This window comes from Bartonella sp. AA78NXGY (genome assembly GCF_042197005.1).
In the GTDB taxonomy this organism is placed as follows: domain Bacteria; phylum Pseudomonadota; class Alphaproteobacteria; order Rhizobiales; family Rhizobiaceae; genus Bartonella.
Genome location: NZ_JBHIRI010000001.1, coordinates 90,165 through 112,683, shown reverse-complemented (window position 1 = coordinate 112,683; position 22,519 = coordinate 90,165). Strand labels below are relative to the sequence as shown.

At 37.2% G+C, this 22,519-nt stretch carries 19 protein-coding genes; 12 read left to right on the top strand and 7 right to left on the bottom strand.

Going from position 1 to position 22,519, the window contains the following annotated elements:
* Window positions 1-26: 26 nt before the first annotated feature.
* From mnmG to ACFINL_RS00455, 4 genes are read left to right on the top strand one after another with little or no spacing between them, the layout of a single operon-like run.
* On the top strand, window positions 27-1,895 hold the full coding sequence (mnmG, locus tag ACFINL_RS00470) for a tRNA uridine-5-carboxymethylaminomethyl(34) synthesis enzyme MnmG (RefSeq protein ID WP_375639846.1): 1,869 nt from the start codon (window positions 27-29) through the stop codon (window positions 1,893-1,895).
* Window positions 1,895-2,542: a 16S rRNA (guanine(527)-N(7))-methyltransferase RsmG gene (rsmG, locus tag ACFINL_RS00465; protein WP_375639849.1), complete on the top strand. Its 648-nt coding sequence runs from the start codon at window positions 1,895-1,897 to the stop codon at window positions 2,540-2,542. Before mnmG ends, rsmG begins: the two co-directional genes overlap by 1 nt.
* 6 nt (window positions 2,543-2,548) lie before the next feature.
* Window positions 2,549-3,346 (top strand): ParA family protein, encoded by a 798-nt coding sequence (locus tag ACFINL_RS00460; RefSeq protein WP_273790170.1) that lies wholly within the window; start codon window positions 2,549-2,551, stop codon window positions 3,344-3,346.
* Window positions 3,347-3,387: 41 nt separating this feature from the next.
* Window positions 3,388-4,284 (top strand): ParB/RepB/Spo0J family partition protein, encoded by an 897-nt coding sequence (locus tag ACFINL_RS00455; RefSeq protein ID WP_375639853.1) that lies wholly within the window; start codon window positions 3,388-3,390, stop codon window positions 4,282-4,284.
* Between the two features lie 23 nt (window positions 4,285-4,307).
* Here ACFINL_RS00455 and ACFINL_RS00450 read toward each other — a convergent pair whose 3' ends face one another.
* The 7 genes from ACFINL_RS00450 to dapF form a co-directional block, all read right to left on the bottom strand.
* Window positions 4,308-4,775 (bottom strand): hypothetical protein, encoded by a 468-nt coding sequence (locus ACFINL_RS00450; protein WP_375648941.1) that lies wholly within the window; start codon window positions 4,773-4,775, stop codon window positions 4,308-4,310.
* A gap of 195 nt (window positions 4,776-4,970) precedes the next feature.
* A complete protein-coding gene (locus ACFINL_RS00445) occupies window positions 4,971-5,468 on the bottom strand; it encodes a hypothetical protein (RefSeq protein ID WP_375620898.1) in 498 nt (165 codons plus the stop codon).
* Between the two features lie 2 nt (window positions 5,469-5,470).
* The gene (gene gloB, locus ACFINL_RS00440) at window positions 5,471-6,232 is read right to left on the bottom strand and encodes a hydroxyacylglutathione hydrolase (RefSeq protein ID WP_375629105.1); all 762 of its coding nucleotides are present in this window, start codon (window positions 6,230-6,232) and stop codon (window positions 5,471-5,473) included.
* 62 nt (window positions 6,233-6,294) lie between these two features.
* On the bottom strand, window positions 6,295-6,981 hold the full coding sequence (locus tag ACFINL_RS00435) for a septation protein A (RefSeq protein ID WP_375639861.1): 687 nt from the start codon (window positions 6,979-6,981) through the stop codon (window positions 6,295-6,297).
* Entirely contained in the window at window positions 6,978-8,231 is a 1,254-nt protein-coding gene (gene ftsY / locus ACFINL_RS00430) for a signal recognition particle-docking protein FtsY (RefSeq protein ID WP_375611333.1), read from the bottom strand. The genes ACFINL_RS00435 and ftsY overlap by 4 nt, the downstream gene beginning before the upstream one ends.
* A gap of 14 nt (window positions 8,232-8,245) precedes the next feature.
* Window positions 8,246-9,529 (bottom strand): tRNA (N(6)-L-threonylcarbamoyladenosine(37)-C(2))-methylthiotransferase MtaB, encoded by a 1,284-nt coding sequence (gene mtaB, locus ACFINL_RS00425; RefSeq protein WP_375648937.1) that lies wholly within the window; start codon window positions 9,527-9,529, stop codon window positions 8,246-8,248.
* The gene (dapF, locus tag ACFINL_RS00420) at window positions 9,529-10,380 is read right to left on the bottom strand and encodes a diaminopimelate epimerase (protein WP_375611331.1); all 852 of its coding nucleotides are present in this window, start codon (window positions 10,378-10,380) and stop codon (window positions 9,529-9,531) included. The genes mtaB and dapF overlap by 1 nt, the downstream gene beginning before the upstream one ends.
* Window positions 10,381-10,605: 225 nt before the next feature.
* On the opposite strand from dapF, the gene ACFINL_RS00415 reads away from it, so the two are divergent.
* The 8 genes from ACFINL_RS00415 (at window position 10,606) to lpdA (ending at window position 21,735) form a co-directional block, all read left to right on the top strand.
* Window positions 10,606-11,151 (top strand): AprI/Inh family metalloprotease inhibitor, encoded by a 546-nt coding sequence (locus ACFINL_RS00415; RefSeq protein WP_375620904.1) that lies wholly within the window; start codon window positions 10,606-10,608, stop codon window positions 11,149-11,151.
* Window positions 11,152-11,249: 98 nt separating this feature from the next.
* The gene (zapE, locus tag ACFINL_RS00410) at window positions 11,250-12,449 is read left to right on the top strand and encodes a cell division protein ZapE (RefSeq protein WP_375648931.1); all 1,200 of its coding nucleotides are present in this window, start codon (window positions 11,250-11,252) and stop codon (window positions 12,447-12,449) included.
* 289 nt (window positions 12,450-12,738) lie between these two features.
* Window positions 12,739-13,701 carry a malate dehydrogenase gene (mdh, locus tag ACFINL_RS00405; protein WP_375611328.1) on the top strand — a complete coding sequence of 321 codons (963 nt, stop codon included), beginning with the start codon at window positions 12,739-12,741 and terminating at the stop codon, window positions 13,699-13,701.
* An 86-nt stretch (window positions 13,702-13,787) separates the two neighbouring features.
* Complete coding sequence (gene sucC, locus ACFINL_RS00400) at window positions 13,788-14,984, top strand: ADP-forming succinate--CoA ligase subunit beta (protein WP_375612755.1); 1,197 nt, start codon at window positions 13,788-13,790, stop codon at window positions 14,982-14,984.
* A 3-nt stretch (window positions 14,985-14,987) separates the two neighbouring features.
* Window positions 14,988-15,890, top strand: coding sequence for a succinate--CoA ligase subunit alpha (gene sucD, locus ACFINL_RS00395; RefSeq protein WP_375648926.1), 903 nt, complete (start codon window positions 14,988-14,990; stop codon window positions 15,888-15,890).
* Between the two features lie 163 nt (window positions 15,891-16,053).
* Entirely contained in the window at window positions 16,054-19,053 is a 3,000-nt protein-coding gene (locus tag ACFINL_RS00390) for a 2-oxoglutarate dehydrogenase E1 component (RefSeq protein WP_375648920.1), read from the top strand.
* A 32-nt stretch (window positions 19,054-19,085) separates the two neighbouring features.
* Window positions 19,086-20,297, top strand: coding sequence for a 2-oxoglutarate dehydrogenase complex dihydrolipoyllysine-residue succinyltransferase (gene odhB / locus ACFINL_RS00385; RefSeq protein WP_375611324.1), 1,212 nt, complete (start codon window positions 19,086-19,088; stop codon window positions 20,295-20,297).
* A gap of 31 nt (window positions 20,298-20,328) precedes the next feature.
* Window positions 20,329-21,735: a dihydrolipoyl dehydrogenase gene (gene lpdA / locus ACFINL_RS00380; protein ID WP_375648914.1), complete on the top strand. Its 1,407-nt coding sequence runs from the start codon at window positions 20,329-20,331 to the stop codon at window positions 21,733-21,735.
* Window positions 21,736-22,519: the final 784 nt, after the last annotated feature.

Here is a 22,519-nt window from a genome sequence, read left to right as displayed (position 1 = left end):
AGAATATTTTCTACGGAATGAATTAAATGCAATCATATGATGTTGTTATTGTTGGTGGTGGTCATGCTGGCTGTGAAGCGGCTTCAGCTTCAGCACGTGTAGGAGCCAAAACAGCGCTTGTTACACATAAAATATCAGCACTGGGAACAATGTCGTGTAATCCTGCTATTGGTGGACTTGGAAAAGGGCATCTAGTTCGTGAAATAGATGCGTTAGATGGTCTTATGGGAAGAGCAGCGGATGCTGCTGGAATTCAGTTTAGACTACTTAATAGACGTAAAGGACCGGCAGTAAGAGGACCACGGACACAGGCAGATAGACAACTTTATAAAAAAGCAATTCAAAAATTATTAAAAGAACAAGAAAATCTTACTCTTATTGAGGATGAAGTTATTGATCTGGTTGTTAAAGATAATTGTGTATCAGGTGTTATTTTAAAAAAACAAGGAACAATTTTTTCTGGTGCTGTTGTTTTAACAACAGGTACGTTTTTAAATGGCTTTATTCATATTGGTAATAAAACATGGGCTGCTGGTCGTATGGGAGATCAGTCAAGTGTAAAACTTGCTGAACATTTGAAAAAATATCATATAAAACTTGGACGATTAAAAACAGGAACCCCTGCTCGTTTGAGTAAAAAAACAATTGCTTGGGAAGCTCTCCAAAAACAACAAGCAGATGAAAATCCCATACCCTTTTCTCTTTTAACAGAGAAAATTGAACAACCACAAATTGAATGTGCAATAACACGTACAAATGAGAAAACACATCAAATTATTCGCGAGAATATTTATCGCTCTGCTTTATATTCTGGAAATATTGAAGGGTTAGGACCACGTTATTGTCCTTCTGTTGAAGATAAAATTGTTAAATTTGGAGAACGTGATGGACATCAGATCTTTCTGGAACCAGAGGGATTAAATGATGATACTGTTTATCCAAATGGTCTTTCTACTTCTCTTCCTGAAGATGTACAAATTTCTCTATTGAAAACCATTGAAGGATTGGAAAATGCTATAGTTTTGCAACCTGGTTATGCTATTGAATATGATTTTGTTAATCCACAACAATTAACGAGAAACTTAGAATTACGTTCTTTACCGGGTTTGTTCTTAGCAGGCCAAATTAATGGTACAACAGGATATGAAGAAGCAGCAGCACAAGGACTTTTAGCTGGATTAAATGCTGCACGTAAAGTAGGTAAATTAGATGAAATACTTATAAGTCGTTCTACTGCTTATATTGGTGTTATGATTGATGATTTGGTTTCACGTGGTGTTTGTGAACCTTATAGGATGTTTACATCACGTGCTGAATTTCGTTTATCTTTACGATCTGATAATGCTGATACGCGTTTAACACCTTTGGCACAAAAATGGGGTATTGTGAGTAAAATACGTTGGGAATGTTATCAGAAAAAACAACAACGGCTTGATCAAGCACGATCAATATGTCAAAATCTTTTTTTAACACCCAATGAAGCTTCTGCTCATGGATTACATGTTAATCATGATGGAATTCGGCGTTCGGCTTATGATTTTCTTGCTTATCCTCATATGACCTTAGAGCGTCTTTCAGATTTTTGGCCACAATTAAAAACAATTGATTCTAAAACAGCAGAATCTTTAGAAATTGAAGCACAATATGCGGTTTATTTAGATAAACAAGCACAAGATATTGCCTCTCTTCAGAGAGATGAGCGTTTAGAAATTCCTTCTTCTCTCGATGTTCAGGCAATTTCAGGTCTTTCAAATGAACTTAAATCAAAAATTCAAGAAGTGTCGCCGCGTTCAATTGCTGATGCACAAAAAATTGATGGCATGACACCCGCCGCGTTATCGCTTATTATTACACATATTCAACGTCAACGACGTGAAAAGGCTAAAACAGCTTAATGAATTTTTCTACAGAAAAAAAATATCAACAATTATTAAATATTGTTCCTTCTGTTTCACGTGAAACGATGGAAAATTTAATTCAGTTTGAGTCTTTAATACTTCAGTGGAATGCACATATTAATTTGATATCTGCTACAACTATACCAGATCTATGGACACGACATATTCTAGATTCAGCACAAATTTTTCCTTTGTATGCTCATTCTTTACATTGGTGTGATTTAGGATCAGGAGGAGGTTTTCCTGCAATTGTGATTGCTATCTTTTTGAAAGAAAAAAAATCAGGACATATTAATCTTGTTGAAAGTAATGGGAAAAAAGTTGCTTTTTTGCGAACAGTTATTGCTCAACTTAATCTTCCAGCAACGGTTTATCACGCTAGAATTGAAGATATATATCAAAAAATTCCCATATCTGATATTATAACAGCACGGGGATTAGCGCCGCTTGATACTCTTTTACAACTCATTTTTCCTTTATTAACAGAAAAAACAATAGCTCTTTTGCAAAAAGGTCGGGATTACGCTACAGAAATAAAAAATGCCTCTGCCAATTGGCACTTTGATCTGTTAAAACATAAAAGTAAAGTTGATGAAAATTCTGTTATTTTGGAAATTTCTCATATTCGATCATATAGAGGGTAGAGCAAAATGAGCGAAACACGAATTATCGCTATTGCAAACCAAAAGGGTGGAGTCGGAAAAACAACCACAGCAATTAATCTTGCTACAGCTTTAGCGGCTATTGGTGAAAATGTCCTTATTATGGATGTTGATCCACAAGGTAATGCTAGTACAGGTTTAGGGATTGATCGTAATAGCCGTCCTTTATCTTCTTATGATGTTTTGGTTTCGGGCGTTTCAATTACACAGGCGGCTTTAAAAACAGCCGTACCCAATCTTTATATAGTTCCTTCTACACTTGATCTCTTAGGTGTGGAAATGGAAATTTCTTCATCAAAAGATCGCATACAACGCTTACGTAAAGCTCTCTATGATGATCCGGAAATGGAAAAAAAATTCAATTATATTTTAATTGATTGTCCTCCCTCCCTTAATCTTTTAACACTTAATGCTATGGGGGCTGCGGATTCTGTTTTAGTGCCTATGCAGTGTGAATTTTTAGCACTTGAAGGTTTAAGTCAATTACTTGAAACAGTAAAACAAGTGCGATCCGTACTTAATCCATCTTTAGAGATCCAAGGTATTGTTTTAACAATGTATGATGGACGTAATAACCTTTCAAATCAAGTTGTTGAAGATGTACGCTCTTTTATGGGAGATAAAGTTTATCGTACTGTTATTCCACGAAATGTAAGAGTATCAGAAGCGCCTTCTTTTGGCAAACCTGTATTGCTTTATGATCTTAAATGTGCTGGGAGCCAAGCTTATTTGCGTCTAGCATCAGAAATGATTCAACGTGAAAAACAAGCACGTGCTGCTGCTTAAAAATGTAAAATTTTTTGTAAGAAAACTCAAAGAGCAAAATTATGAACGATGATCTATCAAAAAAAAGACTAGGACGTGGATTAGCGGCATTGATTGGAGATATCAATTTAAACAACAATATTGCACGTTCATCAAGCTTTGATAAATTAAATGAATCCGGTAGTCTTTCTGAGCAATTTATTTCTATTGAATCTATTTCATGTAATCCTCACAATCCTCGGCGTCATTTTACTGAAACAGAGCTTGATAATTTGACACAATCAATTCGTCAACACGGTGTGGTTCAACCGGTTATTGTGAGGCCTTTAAGAGATCATCCTCATCGGTTTGAATTGATTGCGGGTGAACGGCGCTGGCGTGCAGCACAACGTGCAAATTTAAGTCAATTACCCGTTATTATTCGTGATGTGGACGATAAAACGGCTTTGGAATTGGCAATTATTGAAAATGTTCAACGTGCAGATCTTAATCCTATCGAAGAAGCAAAGGGATATGAGATGCTTCTAAATGAACATGATTATACGCAAGTAGATTTAGCGCAAGTTATAGGAAAAAGTCGTAGTCATGTTGCAAATACGCTTCGTTTGTTAAAACTTCCAGAAAAAGTACAACAATTCTTAACTGATGGACAACTTTCTGCAGGTCATGCACGTTGTCTTATAACCGTTGATGATCCACAAAATTTAGCTGAGAAAATTATTCGTGAAGGGCTTTCAGTACGTCAAACAGAAATACTTGCATATGAGCAAGCTAATCCTAAAACTAAAAAGCGTACCAATACGGAGAAAGATGCTGAAACAAAATCTTTAGAAAAATTACTTGCAGATGTGATAGGAATGAAAGTTATTATTCGACATGGTAAAAAAGGTGGAGATTTAAAAATACATTACTCTTCATTAGAACAATTAGATGAAATTTGTCGGCGTTTACAAAGTTAATCAATTGTTCTAAAAAGATTTTTTTAACAGTTATCTTTTAAAATTTTTATTATTCTATACATATGCTCTTTAGCAAATTCTATATTGCTTGAAGGTAAAAAGTTTTTTTCATAAGTAGAATTTTCTTCATCAGTAAGTACATACAATGTCGCTTGAAGTGCTAGGTGAGCAATAACAAACTCTTTCGGTGTTATATTATTTTCTTTTAAAATATTCACAAGTTTTGGATTATTAGAAATATAGGCAGCGTATTTTTCAATATTATCATTATAAGTATTGAAGTCACTTTTTTTATTTATTTGTTCTGTTTCTGAAGATAAATTTTTACATTCTATTTTGATTTTTTCCAGCTTTAAAAGAAGATCTTCTGTTAAGGGATAATTTGCAATGAAAGGCGGTATAAAAGAAAGATCATCTATTTCTTGTTTTTTTTCTTGAGCGTATGATGCAAAAGGAAAAATGAAGAAAAAGCACAAAAGAAGTTTAAACATGACTAAAAATTATCCTTTCTTTTTTGAATTTCAATAAATATTTTTTCGTCTGTTATTCTTTATTTTTATAAAAACATTTGTTAAATATAGTCGAAATAAACACAATTATTAGGAATGATAAAAACACGGTGATTTTTAATGCACGGACTTTTTTATTAGATTAATGGGATGATATTTTTAATGTGTCATAGCTGATTAGTTGCTCAAAATGAGTTTTTCGCAGCTATCTAAAAGAATTGTCGCTTTAAAAAAATGTTTTTTAACAAATTCAAGATTGTTTAGAAATATAGTATTTTTCTCAGTAGAATATTCCTTTTCAGGTACAAATATGAGAAGCGTTGATATTTCTTTAAGAGCTAAGGTTCCTGAAGCAAAATCTTTCGGTGTTATATTATTTTCTTTTAAAATATTTACAAGTTTTGGTTTACTAGAAATATAGGTAGTGTAATTTTCAATACTAGAGTGGATACTAGAATCATAAGTTATAAGATTATTTTTTGTTTCTGGAAGTAAGTTTTTACATTCTTTTTCAATTTTTTCCAGCTTTAAAAGAAAATCTTCTGTTAAGGGATAATTTGCAATGAGAGATGATATAAGAGAAGAATTATCTGTTTCCTTTTCCTCTGCCCTTGTTAGTTGAATATGTATCACGAAAAGAAAAAGGAGGAACAAACGTAATACGAACTTAAGCATGGTTAAAAATTATCCTTTCTTCTTCGAATTTCAGCAAAAACTTCTTCATCTGTTTCTTCTTCCATTACAAGGTTTCTTCGCAATACACTATCATCCCAGCGGAGAAAGGGATTGGTGGCTTTTTCTTGCCCTAAGGTTACTGGTAAAGTCATAGCGTTTTTTGCACGTAGCAAAAAAACTTCCTCTATTCTTTGGTGGAGTTTTTTATTATGTGGGTCAATTGTTAGTGCGAAAAGAGCGTTATTTTTTGTATATTCATGTCCACAATAAAGAAGTGTTTCATCAGGAAGTTTACGAAGTTTTTTTAAAGAATTCAGCATTTGTGCTGGTGTTCCTTCGAAAAGACGTCCACAGCCCAATGAAAAAAGTGTATCTCCAGCAAAGAGTAAATTATTTTCAGGAAAATAGTAAGATAATGCGCCTAGAGTATGACCAGGTGTTGAAAGAGCTAAAAGAAGGTGTGAGCCAAAAGAAAAACTTTCATCAGGTTGAAGTGTTTTATCAAGATGATCAATCTTTTCTTTTTCTGCTTCTGGTCCGATAACCGTAGTGTTGTAAACTTGTTTTAATTCTGATAGGGCTTCTACATGGTCGTGATGATGATGAGTTACAAAAATAGTGTTAAGTGTCCAATTGTGGCGCTTTAAGGCGTTGTGAATCGCTTTGCCTTCAGGAGCATCTATTGCAGCTGTCATACCACTTTTTTCATCATGAAGGAGTACACCGAAATTGTTTTCTCGACAAATAAACTGTTCAATCAACATATTTTTTCTCCCGAACAGTGTTTGGCGATGAATCTATAAAATAATCGGTAGTGATGATTTTTTTAAGAATCAGATTTGTCCTCTTCTGTAAAAAGTCCTTTTGAATGTTTTATAATTATAGGCATTTGGGTAAGCATGAAAAGGACTGTTATAGGCATGACGCCAAATACTTTGAAACTTGTCCAGAAATTATCGCTAAAATTACGCCAAATTATTTCATTCAAAATGGCAAGAAAAATGAAAAAAAACGCCCAACGATAGGTAAGTTTTTGCCAACCTAAATCATCAAGTTTTAAGGTAGAATCAAGAGCATAACGTAAAAGTGGTTTTTTAAAAAACATCCCACCAAAAAGTATAAAAGCAAATAAGCTATTAATGATTGTTGGTTTCATTTTTATGAAAGTTTCATTATGAAGCCAGAGAGTTAGAAAGCCAAAAACTAAAACAAATATTCCTGAAATAAGAGGCATAATAGGAATTTGTCTTGCAAGGATCCATGATAAGCTTAGGGAAATAATAATAGCCACCATAAAAATAGCTGTTGCAGGGAAAATAGGCTTACTAAAATTTTGAAAAAATCCAATGTTTTTTATCAGCCATTCTCCCTTATAATTGGCAAAAAAGAAGGCAACCAATGGACCCATTTCCAAAAGAAACTTAAGTGTTGGTGAGAGAGAATTTTTTTTATTGTTATTCATCTTTTTTTCAGAATTATTGTGTAAATTAAGATTAGATAAAGGCTGTTTCATGCGTGTTTTCCTGCAATAGTTTCGGCAAAGTCAGAAGCAGAAAAGGGTTGAAGGTCTTCAATATCTTCTCCTATACCGATAAAATAAACGGGTAATTTATATTTTGCTGCGATAGCGACAAGAATTCCTCCTCGTGCAGTCCCATCTAGCTTTGTCATAACTAAACCATTAACACCAGCAATATCACGGAAAATGTCCACTTGGTTGAGTGCATTTTGTCCGGTTGTTGCATCAAGAGTTTGAAGGATTGTGTGGGGTGCTTGGGGGGTGTGTTTTTTTAAAACACGAATAATTTTTGCCAACTCATCCATTAATTCAGATTTATTTTGTAAACGCCCTGCTGTATCAATAATTAATACATCACTGTTTGTTTTTTTTGCTTTTTCATAAGCATCAAATGCTAAGCTGGCGGCATCTGCACCCAATTTTGTCGAAATAACAGGAGAATTGGTACGTTCACCCCAAATGTGTAGTTGCTCAATAGCAGCGGCTCGGAAAGTATCACCTGCTGCCAGCATAACTTTTAATCCCCCTTCTGTTAATTTGGCTGAAAGTTTTCCAATAGTTGTCGTTTTTCCAGTGCCATTTACACCTACCAGCAAAATAACATGAGGTTTATGGCTGAGATCAAGTTCTAATGGTATTGCAACAGGTTCCAGAACTTTTTTGACCTCATCAGCTACAATAGTATGAATATCATCTGGGGAGAGGTTTTTTCCGTAACGACTGGAAGCTAAAGTATTTGTGATGCGTGTTGCCGTCTCTACACCTATGTCAGCTTGGATAAGAATATCTTCGAGCTCTTGCAATGTATCTTCATCAAGTTTTCTTTTAACAAAGAGATCGCCAATTGATCCGCTTAGGCGTTGTGAAGAAAGGGATAGGCCTTTTTTAAGGCGCCCAAACCACGCTGTTTTTTTTTGTTCAACAGAAGGTTCAGATAAAATTTCTTCATTCTTTTTTTCACGGATGTTGTCTGTGACAATAATTTTACCAGAAAAGGGAATTTTATCAGAATGGGATTCTAGAAATGGAGATTTTTCATCATATTTTGTAAGTATTGACTCTGGATTTTTTGTTTGTTCTTCTTTTTCTGTGTTTATAGAGATTTGATTATTTTTTGTCTTTTCATTTTTGTCTTTATTTTCTTCTATTATATCGCTTTTATCAGGAATAGAAATCTGTTGTTCAATTTCTTGCTCTTGAGATTTGTTAAAAGAGAATATTTTTTTTATAAAAGATTTAGTCATAAGAATTCTCCTGCTCAAGCAGCGTTTAATTTTGGAGGGACAGCAATCAATTTATCGCCATCATGATCAACGATAAGGGCTTGAACAATTGTTCCTGCTTTTGCACCTTTAACTTGTACAAGAGTATAATCTTCTGTTCGTCCGATTTCATCTTTTTCAACGAGAATTGTTTGTAGACTGTTTTGTAAATGAGCAAGATGCTTTTTGTAAGCCATATCACCTACTTTACGCAATTTTTCAGCACGCAGCTTAATTATTTTACGGTTGATTTGTGGCATACGTGCGGCAGGTGTTCCTTCTCTTGGACTAAAGGGAAAGACATGGAGATGGGTTAAATTACAATCTTTGATTAAGGAAAGACTATTTTGAAACATCTCTTCTGTTTCTGTAGGAAAACCAGCAATTAAGTCGGCACCATAAACCATTGTAGAACGTTTGGCACGCAACTCTTGGCAAAATTGAATGGCATGTTCGCGCAGATGACGCCGTTTCATCCGTTTTAAAATCATATTATCACCTGCTTGCAAAGATAAATGCAAATAGGGCATGATTCTTGTTTCATAAGCTAAAAGATTTATGAGTTCTTCGTCTGCTTCAATAGAGTCAATAGATGAGAGGCGTAATCGGGCTAAGTCAGGGACATGATGCAAAATAGCTGAAGTTAATTTTCCTAGAGTAGCTTTTCCAGGAAGATCGTGGCCATAACTTGTAAGGTCAACACCTGTAAGGACCACTTCTTGGATACCCCCACCTAGCAGCTTTTTAATTTGTTCTATGACAGCACCCATGGGAACTGAACGAGATGGTCCTCGTCCATAAGGAATAATGCAAAATGTACAGCGGTGATCGCATCCGTTTTGTACCTGTACAAAAGCGCGGGTGCGCTCTTGCATTGCACTGACCATATGTGGAGCAATTTTTTGTACTTCCATAATGTCATTGATATGCATCTTTTCAGAATGATTAATACCAAAATCAGGAAGTTGACGATAAGAATGAGCGTGAAGTTTATCTTCGTTTCCTAAAACAAGATCTACTTCTGTCATTGAGGCAAAATTTTGTGCTTCTGTTTGGGCTGCACACCCTGTTACAATGATACGCGCATGAGGATTTTCACGTCTTGCTTTGCGGATAGCTTGTTTTGCTTGTCGTACGGCTTCGGCAGTGACAGCACAGGTATTAAAGATAATAGCACCATCTTTAAGTTGATCTAGCCCTGAAGAAGTACTTTCTTTGCGAATGATTTCCGATTCGTAGCTATTAAGTCGACAACCAAAAGTTACAATTTCTATTGCCATCAGGAGTGATCCTTTTTGTAGCACCCTGTTAAAGGGCTTAAAAAACCACTAAAGTGATATTTAATTGGTCCTGTCATGATAATATGATCGTCTTCTCGGTAAAAAATATTAAGTGTTCCCTTTGGTAAATTTACATCAACATGGCGCTCTGTAAGTCCACGACGATAAGCGGCCACTGCACTTGCACAAGCAGCACTCCCACATGCTTGTGTTAATCCTGCCCCTCGCTCCCATGTACGTAAATTTAGACTTTTCTTTGACGTTATGCAAGCAATGGAAATATTGCACCGTTCGGGAAACAGGGGATCATGTTCAAGTTTTGGCCCATATTTTTCTAATGGAATATGTTGAATATCATTTTCAACAAAAAAGATAGCATGGAGATTGCCAATGGATATGAGACAAGCGTCTTTTAGGGGACCAGCCATAATTTCTACGTGATTGGTATCAACTATTTCACGTGAAACAGGCATCTCTTTTGCACTGAAATTTGGGCATCCCATATCAACAGAAATGAGATTATCGGTTTGGTATTTTCCTTCAATAATTCCAGCGGGAGTTTCTAAATGAAATTTTTCACCAAAATTGTGATCTTTAAGCCATGCGATGACACAGCGGGTACCATTGCCACAAGCTTTAGCCATTGATCCGTCGGCATTCCATATTTCTATGCGGAAGTCGGTTTTTTTCTGGGTTGGTGTGTGGATAGCCATGATTTGATCAAAATGCATTTCAGGATCTGCCGACAAAGCAAGGATTGCTTGTGGTGTAAGAGCGTATGTGCTTTCACGCATATCAACAACAATAATTTGATTTCCAAGACCGTCCATTTTGCTAAATGGCGTTTTCATGAAACTTCTCTATTTCTAATGATTACTTATAAAAAGATATATGACTGAAAATATTATAAATTTCTAGTGTTTAATAAATATAAAATTGGGTACATAAATTATTTCTTTTAAAATAAGTGATTTTAACCTGTTTTTTTTAATTTGTTAATTTATCTTTGTAACTATAACAAATATTCGCTTAATTTTTTTGTGAACTTATTTATTGTCGTGGGAGAGAGTACAGACATGGCGTTTTCAAAAGTTTCGTTTTTCGTTGCACTATCAACTGTAATGTTTTTAGGGGGATGTTCAACAACACGGTTTGATGGTAATGACGATGGTAACGCATTAGAAGTTTTTTATCCATCTCAACAAATGACAATATTAGAAGCGTCTGATCTGTCGTCTACTTCTTCGTCGATATCTGAAGATGCAAATGCTCCGATGTATGAAAAAGGAGATTCTCAGAGCGATGGACGAATGGCTAGTCTCGAATTGCCAAGTAATGCCACTGATTTATTTCCTGCAAGTGTTGCTGGGGTATGGAATCTTTCTATGGGAGGAAAAGTTTGCCGGATTGCAACTCCACAAACAAAGTTTGGACAAGGGTACCGTGCTGGTCCTTTACACTGTCCAGGAATTGCTTCCCAAGTGAGATCGTGGGCTGTTAAAGGAAAAAGATTATATTTTTATAATAACTCTGGACGTGTTATCCTCGTTCTTTATTCTTCAAATGTTGATCGTTTTGAGGGACGTACACTTGATGATCATCCCGTTATTTTAAGTCGTTAAATCATTTTTGATCGTTTATGATAAACTAAACTAGACGGACAGATTCTTGAAAAGTATTTGTATTTTTCATTGAGATCAGTTTGAAAAAGGCTTTTTGGATGATTCTCGTTTCAACACGTTATAAGGAGCTTGTCGCTAAAGGAGAGGTTTGTTTTGATCCCGCTCAATTAGCTATAACAGAATATTTTGATCATTTATTAAAAAAAATTGCGGAACAAAATATCTCTCATTCTTTGCCTTGGATATTTTGCTCTTTCTTTAACAGAATATTTAAAAGGAAAAAACAAAATATTTCTTGCGTTGTAAAACAAGGAGATGAAGCAGGTTTTTTTCAGGGACTGTATATTTATGGTGAAGTAGGACGGGGCAAAACCATGCTGATGGATTTGTTCTTTTCTTGTTTGCCTAAAGGTCATAAAAAGCGTGCCCATTTTAATGATTTTATGGCTGATGTGCATGAGCGTATTAATTCTTATCGTCAAGCATCTGGGTGTACAAAATTTAAACAAGATAATCCTATTTTAGCTGTTGCTGAAGATCTTGTACGAGAAGCAAAAGTACTTTGTTTTGATGAGTTTAGTGTAACGGATATTGCTGATGCTATGGTATTGGGGCGGCTTATTTCTGCTCTGTTTGATAAAGGAATTTTCTTTATTGCGACTTCAAATGTGGCGCCGGATAACCTTTATTGTAACGGTTTGAATCGTGAGCTCTTTTTGCCTTTTATTCAAGTTTTGAAAGCATATGTTCGTGTTGTTAATCTTGATGCAAAAACAGATTATCGCCTTGAAAAATCAAATCTACAACAGATGTATGTATCGCCGTTGGGGGTCCAAGCAAATGAATATATGGATCAAGCATGGGCACTTGTATTGCAAGGACATAAGGAGATGTCTGATGAGCTTTCTATAAAAGGGCGCTTTATTCCTATTCCGCGCTTTGGTGCAGGATGTGCTCGTTTTGATTATGGGGATTTATGTGCAAAGCCTTTGGCCGCGGCTGAATATTTGTTATTAGGAGAGCATTATCATACGATTTTTATTGATAATGTACCGGTCATGGATGATACATGTCGCAATGAAACAAAACGGTTTATTTTGCTTATTGATATTCTTTATGAGCGGCATATACGGTTGTTTATGTCGGCAGCCGCAGGGATAGGGGATTTGTATAAAGGGCATGCGCAGATTACGGAAACATTTGAATTTCAAAGAACACAATCACGTCTTTTCGAAATGCAAAGCTACGATTATTTAAAACTTTGGGAAGAACATTTTCTTTTGAAGAAGAAGCATTGATTATACTTTTACCTTTACGTAAACTGTCAAAACAATAACTTTTTGAAATTAAAGAAATATAATAATTCTGTTGTATTTTTTTTAAATTCACTTTATCGATACATCGTGATAATTTTCTAATAGTTGTTTCAGCGGAGGGTTGTTGTTTCTGTAAGGAGATAAATTTGTAAATTTCATTTCTTTACTCCTTTTTATGATATTGTTTGAATATGGTTGAAGTCAAAAATATTCAGTATACGGACGTTGATTGGGTGTGCGCTGAATTATCTAAAAGTTAGGAAAAAATAAAATGGCACGGAAAAAAATAGCTCTCATTGGTTCAGGTATGATTGGTGGTACTTTAGCACATATTATTGGGCTTAAAGAGCTTGCTGATGTGGTCTTATTTGATATTACAGAAGGTGTGCCACAAGGTAAGGCTCTAGATATAGCCGAATCTTCTCCCGTTGATGGTTTTGATATCAGTCTAAAAGGTGCTAATGCTTATGAAGCAATTGAAGGTGCTGATGTTGTTATTGTAACAGCAGGCGTTGCGCGAAAACCTGGTATGAGCCGTGATGAACTTTTGGGCATTAATTTAAAGGTTATGGAACAAGTTGGAGCTGGAATTAAAAAATACGCTTCTTCAGCGTTTGTTATTTGTATTACCAATCCCCTTGATGCGATGGTGTGGGCATTGCAGAAATTTTCAGGTCTCCCTACACATAAAGTGGTTGGGATGGCTGGTGTTCTTGATTCAGCGCGTTTTCGTCATTTCTTATCTGAAGAATTTAAGGTCTCTATTAAAGATGTGACAGCGTTTGTTTTAGGGGGCCACGGTGATACAATGGTTCCTCTCGTGCGTTATTCAACGGTTGGTGGTATTTCTTTGCCTGATCTTGTAAAGATGGGCTGGACAACACAGGAAAGAATTGATCAAATTATCCAGCGTACCCGTGATGGCGGTGCAGAAATTGTTGGTTTGTTAAAAACAGGTTCTGCTTATTATGCACCAGCAGCTTCTGCTGTTTCTATGGCTGAGGCTTATCTAAAGGACACTAAGCGTGTTGTGCCTGTTGCAGCTTATCTTTCAGGAGAATATGGTGTTAATGATACCTATGTTGGTGTTCCTGTTGTACTTGGTGCAGGTGGTGTTGAACGAGTCATTGAAATTGATCTTGATAAGGAAGAAAGAGGTGCTTTTGATCATTCAGTAAATGCGGTTAAAAAGCTTTGTGAAGCTTGTATTGCTCTTGTACCTAGTCTCAAGTAAATTGAACAAGGTTTAATTCATTAAAATAAGTATAGAATATTAAAACTTTAGGATTAATAAGATCCATAAAAGAAAAGGACAAATGCATGAATATCCATGAGTATCAGGCCAAACGTCTGCTTCATGAATATGGAGCACCAATTGCAAATGGTGTCGCTGTTTATTCTGTAGAGCAAGCTGAAAAATGGGCGGAAAAATTGCCCGGACCTCTCTATGTGGTTAAAAGTCAGATACACGCTGGTGGTCGTGGTAAGGGTAAGTTTAAAGAACTTGGTCCTGATGCAAAGGGTGGTGTTCGGCTTGCACAATCTGTTGAAGAAGTTGTTGCAAATGTTCAAGAAATGCTTGGAAAAACTTTGGTAACCAAACAAACTGGTCCAGAAGGTAAGCAGGTCAACCGCCTTTACATTGAGGATGGTGCCGATATTGAACGGGAGCTTTATCTTTCACTTTTGGTTGATCGTAGCGTTGGTCGAATTGCTTTTGTTGTTTCAACAGAAGGTGGAATGGATATTGAAACGGTTGCTGAAGAGACACCAGAAAAAATATTCACGCTTCCCATTGATGCTGTAGAGGGTGTTACTTCTGCTGATTGTGCAAGACTTTGTGATGCGTTGAAACTACAAAGTAGTGCGCGAGAAGATGGTGAAAAACTTTTTCCGATTCTCTATAAGGCATTTTGTGAAAAAGATATGAGCCTTTTAGAAATCAATCCGCTTATTGTGATGAAAGATGGTCATTTGCGTGTTCTTGATGCGAAAGTTTCTTTTGATAATAATGCTCTGTTTCGTCATCCAGATATTTTAGAATTGCGCGATCTTTCAGAGGAGGATCCAAAGGAAATAGAAGCATCAAAGCATGATCTTGCTTATGTTGCTCTTGAGGGTACGATTGGTTGCATGGTTAATGGTGCTGGGCTTGCTATGGCAACAATGGATATCATTAAGCTTTATGGAGCAGAGCCAGCGAATTTTTTGGATGTTGGTGGTGGAGCATCAAAAGAAAAGGTGACAGCTGCTTTTAAGATTATTACGGCCGATCCAAATGTTAAGGGCATTTTGGTTAACATTTTTGGTGGTATTATGCGTTGTGATGTCATTGCTGAAGGTGTGGTTGCTGCTGTTCGTGAGGTTGGTTTAAAAGTTCCCTTGGTTGTTCGTCTTGAAGGCACTAATGTTGAGCAGGGTAAAGCAATTATTAATGAGAGTGGTTTGAATGTTATTCCTGCTGATGATTTAGATGATGCTGCCCAAAAAATTGTTGCAGCCGTGAAGGGAGCTTAAGCTATGTCGATTCTTGTGAATAAAGAGACAAAAGTTCTAGTTCAAGGGCTTACAGGAAAAACAGGAACATTTCATACAGAACAGGCGCTTGCTTATCATGGTACGCAAATGGTTGGTGGCGTTAATCCTAAAAAGGGTGGAGAAACATGGGAAGGTTCAAAAGGTGAAACTCTTCCTATCTTTGCTAATGTTGCAGAAGCAAAAGAAAAAACAGGCGCGGATGCTTCCGTTATTTATGTTCCTCCTGTAGGGGCTGCGGCAGCTATTATAGAGGCTATTGAAGCTGAAATTCGTTTAATTATCTGTATTACGGAAGGTATTCCCGTTATGGATATGGTTAAAGTGAAGGCGCGATTAGAAAACTCAAAGTCTCGTCTTATTGGTCCTAATTGTCCCGGTATTCTTACACCAAATGAATGTAAAATTGGTATTATGCCTGGTTCTATTTTTAGAAAAGGTTCTGTTGGGGTTGTCTCGAGGTCGGGAACTTTAACTTATGAAGCCGTTTTTCAAACGAGTCAGGAAGGTCTCGGACAAACGACTGCTATAGGGATTGGTGGCGATCCTGTTAAGGGCACTGAATTTATTGATGTGTTGGAAATGTTTTTAGCGGATGATGAAACCGAGTCTATTGTTATGATTGGTGAGATTGGTGGTTCTGCTGAAGAAGAAGCAGCACAGTTTTTGCAAGATGAAGCAAGAAAAGGTCGTAAAAAGCCAGTTGTTGGCTTTATTGCTGGCCGTACGGCTCCTCTAGGACGTACAATGGGACATGCTGGTGCTGTTATTTCTGGTGGTAAAGGTGGAGCAGAAGATAAAATTGCGGCAATGGAATCAGCTGGGATTCGTGTGTCTTCTTCGCCATCACAGATAGGTAAGACTTTGATGTCAGTTTTGAAAGGCTAAAAGAAAGTTTCACCTGAATAAGAAAAGGTTCTTAGATTCAGGTGAAAAAGCTTGAGTATAAAAAGGTAAAACTTTTTTGAATGTTCGAATCACTGCTTGTTTGTAAGCATTTAAAGGTCAAAAAGAGATATAAGGAGACGGAATAAATGTTCCGGAGAAGTATATGGCAAGGCAGGACGAAATAAATAGCCTTTTTGCACAGACATCATTTCTTTATGGTGGGAATGCGGATTATATAGATCAACTTTATGCTCAATATGAAAAAGATCCTACCAGTGTTGATTCACAGTGGCGTGCTTTTTTTGAAGGACTTCATGATAATAAAGAAGATGTTCTTAAAAATGCTGAAGGAGCAACATGGCAGCGTGATCATTGGCCATTAAAAGCAGAGGGTGAATTGGTTTCTGCTCTTGATGGTGATTGGTCTTCTCTTGAAAAATATCTTGGCGATAAATTAAAGGAAAAAGCAATAACAGGTGCTGCACAAAAGGGAAAAACTTCCAGTAAACAAGATATTATTCGTGCAACACGTGATTCCGTTCATGCAATTATGATGATTCGTGCGTTTCGAGAACGGGGACATCTTCATGCGCAGCTTGACCCTCTTCAATTGGCCGAAAAACAAGAAGATTATAAGGAACTTTCTCCAGAAGCTTATGGTTTTACTCCAGCTGATTACGAGCGTCCCATTTTTATTGATAATGTTTTAGGGTTGGAATATGCAACTATTCCGCAAATGCTTGAGATTCTGAATCGTACCTATTGTTCAACAATCGGTGTGGAGTATATGCATGTTTCTGATCCGGTTCAGAAAGTATGGCTTCAAGAACGTATTGAAGGGCGAGATAAAAAAAATTCTTTCACACAACAAGACAAGAAAGCTATTCTGAATAAGCTTATTCAGGCAGAGGGATTCGAACAGTTTTTAGACACTAAATATAAAGGTACAAAGCGTTTTGGACTCGATGGGGGTGAGGCGCTGATTCCCGCTCTTGAACAGATTATCAAATGTGGTAGTGCTTTGGGGGTTAGGGAAGTTATTTTAGGAATGGCACATCGTGGTCGTTTAAATGTTCTTTCACAAGTTCTTGCCAAACCGCATAGAGCTATTTTTCATGAATTCAAAGGGGGATCTTACAAGCCTGATGATGTGGAGGGATCCGGTGATGTCAAATATCATTTGGGAACTACCGCTGATCTGGACTTTGATGGTAAAAAAGTTCATTTATCACTGTTGGCCAATCCATCTCATCTTGAGATTGTTGATCCGGTTGTTATGGGAAAAGCACGTGCTAAACAAGATCAACTTATGGGACCTGCGCATACTGATTTACTCCCATTAAGTGAGCGTTCAAAAGTGATGCCATTGCTTATTCATGGTGATGCCGCTTTTGCAGGACAAGGCGTTATCCAAGAAACTTTTGGTCTTTCAGGTCTTAAAGGTTATCGTGTTGCAGGCTCACTTCATGTTATTATCAATAACCAGATTGGTTTTACAACATCTCCACGTTTTTCACGTTCTTCGCCTTATCCATCAGATGTCGCAAAAATGATTGACGCACCAATTTTCCATGTGAATGGTGATGATCCTGAGGCAGTTGTTTTTGTTGCCAAAATAGCAACAGAGTTTCGCCAAATTTTCCATAAACCAGTGGTTATTGATATGTTTTGTTATCGCCGTTATGGGCATAATGAAGGTGATGAACCTTCCTTTACGCAGCCGCTTATGTATAAAGCAATACGTAATCATAAAACAACACTTCAACTTTATAGTGACCAATTAGTAGCAGAAGGAATGGTTACTTCAGAAGAAATTGAGCAACAAAAAAAATTATGGCGCGATAAGCTTGAAGGTGAACTTGAAGCAAGTGCTTCTTATAAACCTAATAAGGCTGATTGGCTTGATGGAAGCTGGACGGGACTCAAAGCTTTTAGTAGTTCTGATGAGCAGCATTCTAGAACAACTGGTGTTGAATTAAAAACTTTAAAGGAAATTGGTCAGAAAATTGTTGAAATTCCGGCAGATTTTCACGTTCACAAAACCATTCAACGTTTTTTAAATAATCGTGCTAAAATTTTTGAAACCGGTGAGGGTGTTGACTGGGCAACTGCTGAAGCTTTAGCTTTTGGTTCACTTTGTTTGGAAGGAGCACCGGTTCGTCTTTCCGGTGAAGATGTTGAACGGGGAACTTTTTCACAACGTCATTCAGTTCTTTATGACCAAGAAAATGAGGCGCGTTATATTCCTTTGAATCATTTACAAAAGGGGCAAGCGCTTTATGACGTTGTTAATTCTATGCTTTCTGAAGAAGCTGTTCTTGGTTTTGAATATGGATATTCTCTTGCTGAACCACGAGGATTAACACTTTGGGAAGCACAATTTGGTGATTTCTCTAATGGTGCACAGGTCATTTTTGATCAATTTATTTCATCTGCAGAGCGTAAGTGGCTTCGTATGTCTGGTCTTGTGTGTTTATTGCCTCATGGTTTTGAAGGGCAAGGGCCGGAGCATTCTTCTGCACGTTTAGAACGGTTTCTTCAACTTTGTGCGGAAGATAATATGCAGGTTGCTAATTGTACAACCCCTGCAAATTATTTTCATATTTTGCGTCGACAAATTAAGCGTGATTTCCGGAAGCCATTGATTTTGATGACACCGAAATCACTTTTACGTCATAAGCGAGCTGTTTCTCTTCTCAATGAAATGGGGCCAGAAACAAGTTTCTGTCGTGTGTTGCGTGATGATGCAGAATGTCTCAAAGATTCTGTCATTAAGTTGCAAAAAGATAATAAGATTCGTCGTGTCGTTCTTTGTACTGGTAAGGTTTATTACGATCTTTATGAGGAACGTGAAAAAAGGGGTATTGATGATGTTTACCTCCTTCGTGTTGAACAGCTTTATCCTTTCCCTGCAAAAGTTTTGGTGAATGTGTTATCGCGCTTTTTGCAGGCGGAAGTTTTTTGGTGCCAAGAGGAACCAAAAAACATGGGGGCTTGGTCATTTATTGAGCCTTATTTGGAATGGGTTTTGACGCATATTAATGCGCAATATTCACGTGCTCGTTATGCAGGACGTCCCGCGAGTGCGTCACCGGCCTCTGGGTTGATGGTGAAACACCTTGAACAACTGGCTGCGTTTCTTAAAGACGCGTTAGGTTCTTAATTTATTACTACTCTGATGTATGGAAAAATATTATGACTACTGAAATTCGTGTTCCTACTTTGGGCGAATCGGTTACCGAAGCAACGGTTGGCAAATGGTTTAAAAAACTTGGCGAAGCTGTCGCTATGGATGAGCCTTTGGTTGAATTAGAAACTGATAAGGTAACCGTTGAAGTTCCTTCTCCTGTTGCTGGGAAATTATCTGAAATCATTGCAAAAGAAGGCGATACGGTTGAAGTAAATGCTCTTTTAGGAGTGGTGAAAGCTGGAGAAGCTGGTATCTCCCAATCACTTTCACCTTCTGCTACACTTGTTCCAGCGGCTTCATCTGAATCGGAGAAGCCTGCTTTGAGCAGTGCAATGCCTCCTTCTCCTTCAGCAGCAAAATTGATGGCTGAAAATAATGTTGCAAAAAGCGATATTTCAGGTTCTGGAAAACGTGGACAAATTCTTAAAGAAGATGTTCTTGGTGGATTAAAACAAAGTACAAATGCCCCTACACCCTCTTCTTCTGCGGCGAGTTCTTCGGCACCTCCTGTCCAAGAAACACGTGAAGAGCGGGTTCGTATGACGAAATTGCGTCAAACAATTGCTCGCCGTCTTAAAGATGCACAAAATGTAGCAGCAATGTTAACCACATTTAATGAGGTTGATATGTCAGCGGTGATGGATTTGCGCAAGCGTTATAAGGATCTTTTTGAAAAGAAACATGGCGTTAAGCTTGGTTTTATGGGTTTTTTTACCAAGGCTGTTTGTCATGCATTAAAAGAACTTCCTGCTGTTAATGCAGAGATTGATGGGACAGATATTGTTTATAAAAACTATGTCAATGTTGGAATTGCTGTTGGAACGGATAAAGGGCTTGTTGTTCCAGTGGTGCGAGATGCAGATCAAATGTCATTGGCAGAGATTGAAAAAGAGATTGGTCGTTTGGGGCGTCTTGCGCGTGATGGAAAATTAGCCGTTTCTGATATGCAGGGCGGAACTTTTACCATTACCAATGGTGGTGTGTATGGATCGTTGATGTCAACACCGATTTTGAATGCACCACAATCTGGTATTTTGGGAATGCATGCGATTAAAGAGCGAGCAATGGTTGTTGAGGGTCAAGTTGTGATCCGCCCCATGATGTATTTAGCGCTTTCTTATGATCACCGTATTGTGGATGGGCAAGAAGCTGTGACTTTCCTTGTGCGTGTTAAGGAAAGCTTAGAAGATCCGGAACGCCTTGTTCTTGATTTGTAAAATACAGTTTTCAGGATGAAAGGAGAAACGGATGTCTTATGATGTGGCTGTGATCGGAGCGGGTCCAGGTGGTTATGTAGCAGCAATAAAAGCGGCGCAACTGGGACTTAAAGTAGCAATTATTGAAAAGCGTACAACATTAGGAGGAACATGTCTCAACGTTGGTTGTATTCCTTCTAAAGCGTTGTTGCATGCTTCAGAAGTGTTTTCTGAAACCCAGCATGGTTTTGAAACGCTTGGTATTTCTATTGGTAAATCTAAACTTAATCTTGAACAAATGATGGTTCATAAGAAAGCTGTGGTGACAGCCAATACGAGTGGTGTTTCTTTTTTGATGAAAAAAAATAAAGTTGATACTTTTTTTGGGACAGCCAAAATTTTGAATGCGGGTCATGTGGAAGTTGTTGCCAGAGATGGTAATAAACAAACAATTGAGACAAAAAATATTATTATTGCTACCGGTTCAGAGAGTTCAGGCATTCCAGGGGTGAATGTTGAAATTGATGAAAAGACTATTGTTTCTTCTACGGGAGCTCTTTCACTTGAAAAAGTACCAACGCATATGATTGTAGTAGGTGCTGGTGTCATTGGTTCAGAACTTGGATCAGTTTGGAGCCGTTTAGGTGCTAAGGTGACCATTGTTGAGTATCTTAATAAAGTTTTGGGCTCAATGGATGGTGAAGTTTCACGGCAATTTCAGAAATTAATGGAAAAACAGGGGATTGAATATAAAACGGGTGCTAAGGTGACAGCTGTTACACAATCTGGCTCAACTGCTCAGGTGAGCTTTGAATCTGTCAAAGGTGGTGAATCTGAAACTTTAGAGGCTGATGTTGTGCTTATTGCTACTGGACGTTCTCCTTATACAGAGGGGCTTGGCTTACAAGAGGTTGGTATTCAGTTAGATGAACGCGGATTTATTGCAATTGATGCTCATTGGCAGACGAATGTTCCAGGAATTTATGCGATTGGTGATGTTGTAAAAGGGCCAATGCTAGCACATAAAGCAGAGGAAGAAGGCGTTGCTGTGGCAGAAATTTTGGCAGGTCAAAAAGGGCATGTTAATTTTGATGTTATTCCTAGTGTTGTTTATACACAGCCGGAAATTGCGAGTGTAGGAAGGACAGAAGAAGATCTAAAAACTGCTGGCATTGAATATAATGTTGGCAAATTTCCTTTTATGGCCAATGGTCGTGCACGTGCAATGCAAAAGAGTGATGGGTTTGTTAAAATCCTTTCTGATAAAAAAACAGATCGGGTATTAGGGGGGCATATTCTTGGATTTGGTGCTGGTGAAATGATCCATGAAATTGCAGTTTTAATGGAATTTGGTGGTTCATCAGAAGATCTGGGACGTTGTTGCCATGCACATCCTACCTTATCAGAAGCTGTGCGTGAGGCAGCTTTGGCAACATTTGCTAAACCACTTCATATTTAAAAAGCTTTTAAAAAGTAAATTTTAAAAAGTACGGGGGGGGGCAGAAAATATTTGTGAAGCATGCAACAACATTTTAAAACTTTAAAAAAGAATATAACCAATTGTATTGAAGTGTTCCGTTTGTTGTATGCTTTTCGATAATTACTGTTTTAGATATCTGTTGTGCAGTTTTGATTGATTATTCTGTTGTGCACTATCGTTTAGAGCGGTGGTGTTTAGTCTATGTAAAGTTTTATATATGGGGTAGTTTTTATACTGTTATAAAATATTTAAGATAGGATTCTGAGCCTATCTGCGTGCTTTGTGTTAAGAAGACATCTCTCAAAATGCCCAAATCTACTTCGCAATGGTGCTCGTGAATGGTATAGCTGTAAAGTTTCTCTTGAAATATATGAAATTCATTCAAACTGTTATAAGACCTATTGTGCACCATCATCTTTATGTTTAGTAGAAGTACACGCTGACATTGATAATACACTTTTTCAGTTCTCAATATTGCTAAAGCTTTTAATTATTTGAGAGTTTTCATAAGAGAATTTTTATTCTGTTCTTTTATCATTTTACCTCACACGCTCGCTTTGTTTGTGATGCGCAGACAAAAGATTTTAATTGCTTCAATGTGAGAGAGTTTGTGATTAAGAGAATTTTACAGTATTCAGCGTTATGAATCAACATGTTATATATGATGATGAATCATATGAAAAGGGAAGCCAAGAGGAATTCATTCACCCGAAGAAATTGAATTGTTTAATGATTGGTGTAGGTTAAGGATCTTTGTCATTTA

Bases quoted from the DNA above. Each gene is read 5' to 3' on its own strand.
- mnmG (WP_375639846.1), top strand. From the start codon at position 27: ATGCAATCATATGATGTTGTTATTGTTGGTGGTGGTCATGCTGGCTGT.
- rsmG (WP_375639849.1), top strand. From the start codon at position 1,895: ATGAATTTTTCTACAGAAAAAAAATATCAACAATTATTAAATATTGTT.
- ACFINL_RS00460 (WP_273790170.1), top strand. From the start codon at position 2,549: ATGAGCGAAACACGAATTATCGCTATTGCAAACCAAAAGGGTGGAGTC.
- ACFINL_RS00455 (WP_375639853.1), top strand. From the start codon at position 3,388: ATGAACGATGATCTATCAAAAAAAAGACTAGGACGTGGATTAGCGGCA.
- ACFINL_RS00450 (WP_375648941.1), bottom strand. From the start codon at position 4,775: ATGTTTAAACTTCTTTTGTGCTTTTTCTTCATTTTTCCTTTTGCATCA.
- ACFINL_RS00445 (WP_375620898.1), bottom strand. From the start codon at position 5,468: ATGCTTAAGTTCGTATTACGTTTGTTCCTCCTTTTTCTTTTCGTGATA.
- gloB (WP_375629105.1), bottom strand. From the start codon at position 6,232: ATGTTGATTGAACAGTTTATTTGTCGAGAAAACAATTTCGGTGTACTC.
- ACFINL_RS00435 (WP_375639861.1), bottom strand. From the start codon at position 6,981: ATGAAACAGCCTTTATCTAATCTTAATTTACACAATAATTCTGAAAAA.
- ftsY (WP_375611333.1), bottom strand. From the start codon at position 8,231: ATGACTAAATCTTTTATAAAAAAAATATTCTCTTTTAACAAATCTCAA.
- mtaB (WP_375648937.1), bottom strand. From the start codon at position 9,529: ATGGCAATAGAAATTGTAACTTTTGGTTGTCGACTTAATAGCTACGAA.
- dapF (WP_375611331.1), bottom strand. From the start codon at position 10,380: ATGAAAACGCCATTTAGCAAAATGGACGGTCTTGGAAATCAAATTATT.
- ACFINL_RS00415 (WP_375620904.1), top strand. From the start codon at position 10,606: ATGGCGTTTTCAAAAGTTTCGTTTTTCGTTGCACTATCAACTGTAATG.
- zapE (WP_375648931.1), top strand. From the start codon at position 11,250: ATGATTCTCGTTTCAACACGTTATAAGGAGCTTGTCGCTAAAGGAGAG.
- mdh (WP_375611328.1), top strand. From the start codon at position 12,739: ATGGCACGGAAAAAAATAGCTCTCATTGGTTCAGGTATGATTGGTGGT.
- sucC (WP_375612755.1), top strand. From the start codon at position 13,788: ATGAATATCCATGAGTATCAGGCCAAACGTCTGCTTCATGAATATGGA.
- sucD (WP_375648926.1), top strand. From the start codon at position 14,988: ATGTCGATTCTTGTGAATAAAGAGACAAAAGTTCTAGTTCAAGGGCTT.
- ACFINL_RS00390 (WP_375648920.1), top strand. From the start codon at position 16,054: ATGGCAAGGCAGGACGAAATAAATAGCCTTTTTGCACAGACATCATTT.
- odhB (WP_375611324.1), top strand. From the start codon at position 19,086: ATGACTACTGAAATTCGTGTTCCTACTTTGGGCGAATCGGTTACCGAA.
- lpdA (WP_375648914.1), top strand. From the start codon at position 20,329: ATGTCTTATGATGTGGCTGTGATCGGAGCGGGTCCAGGTGGTTATGTA.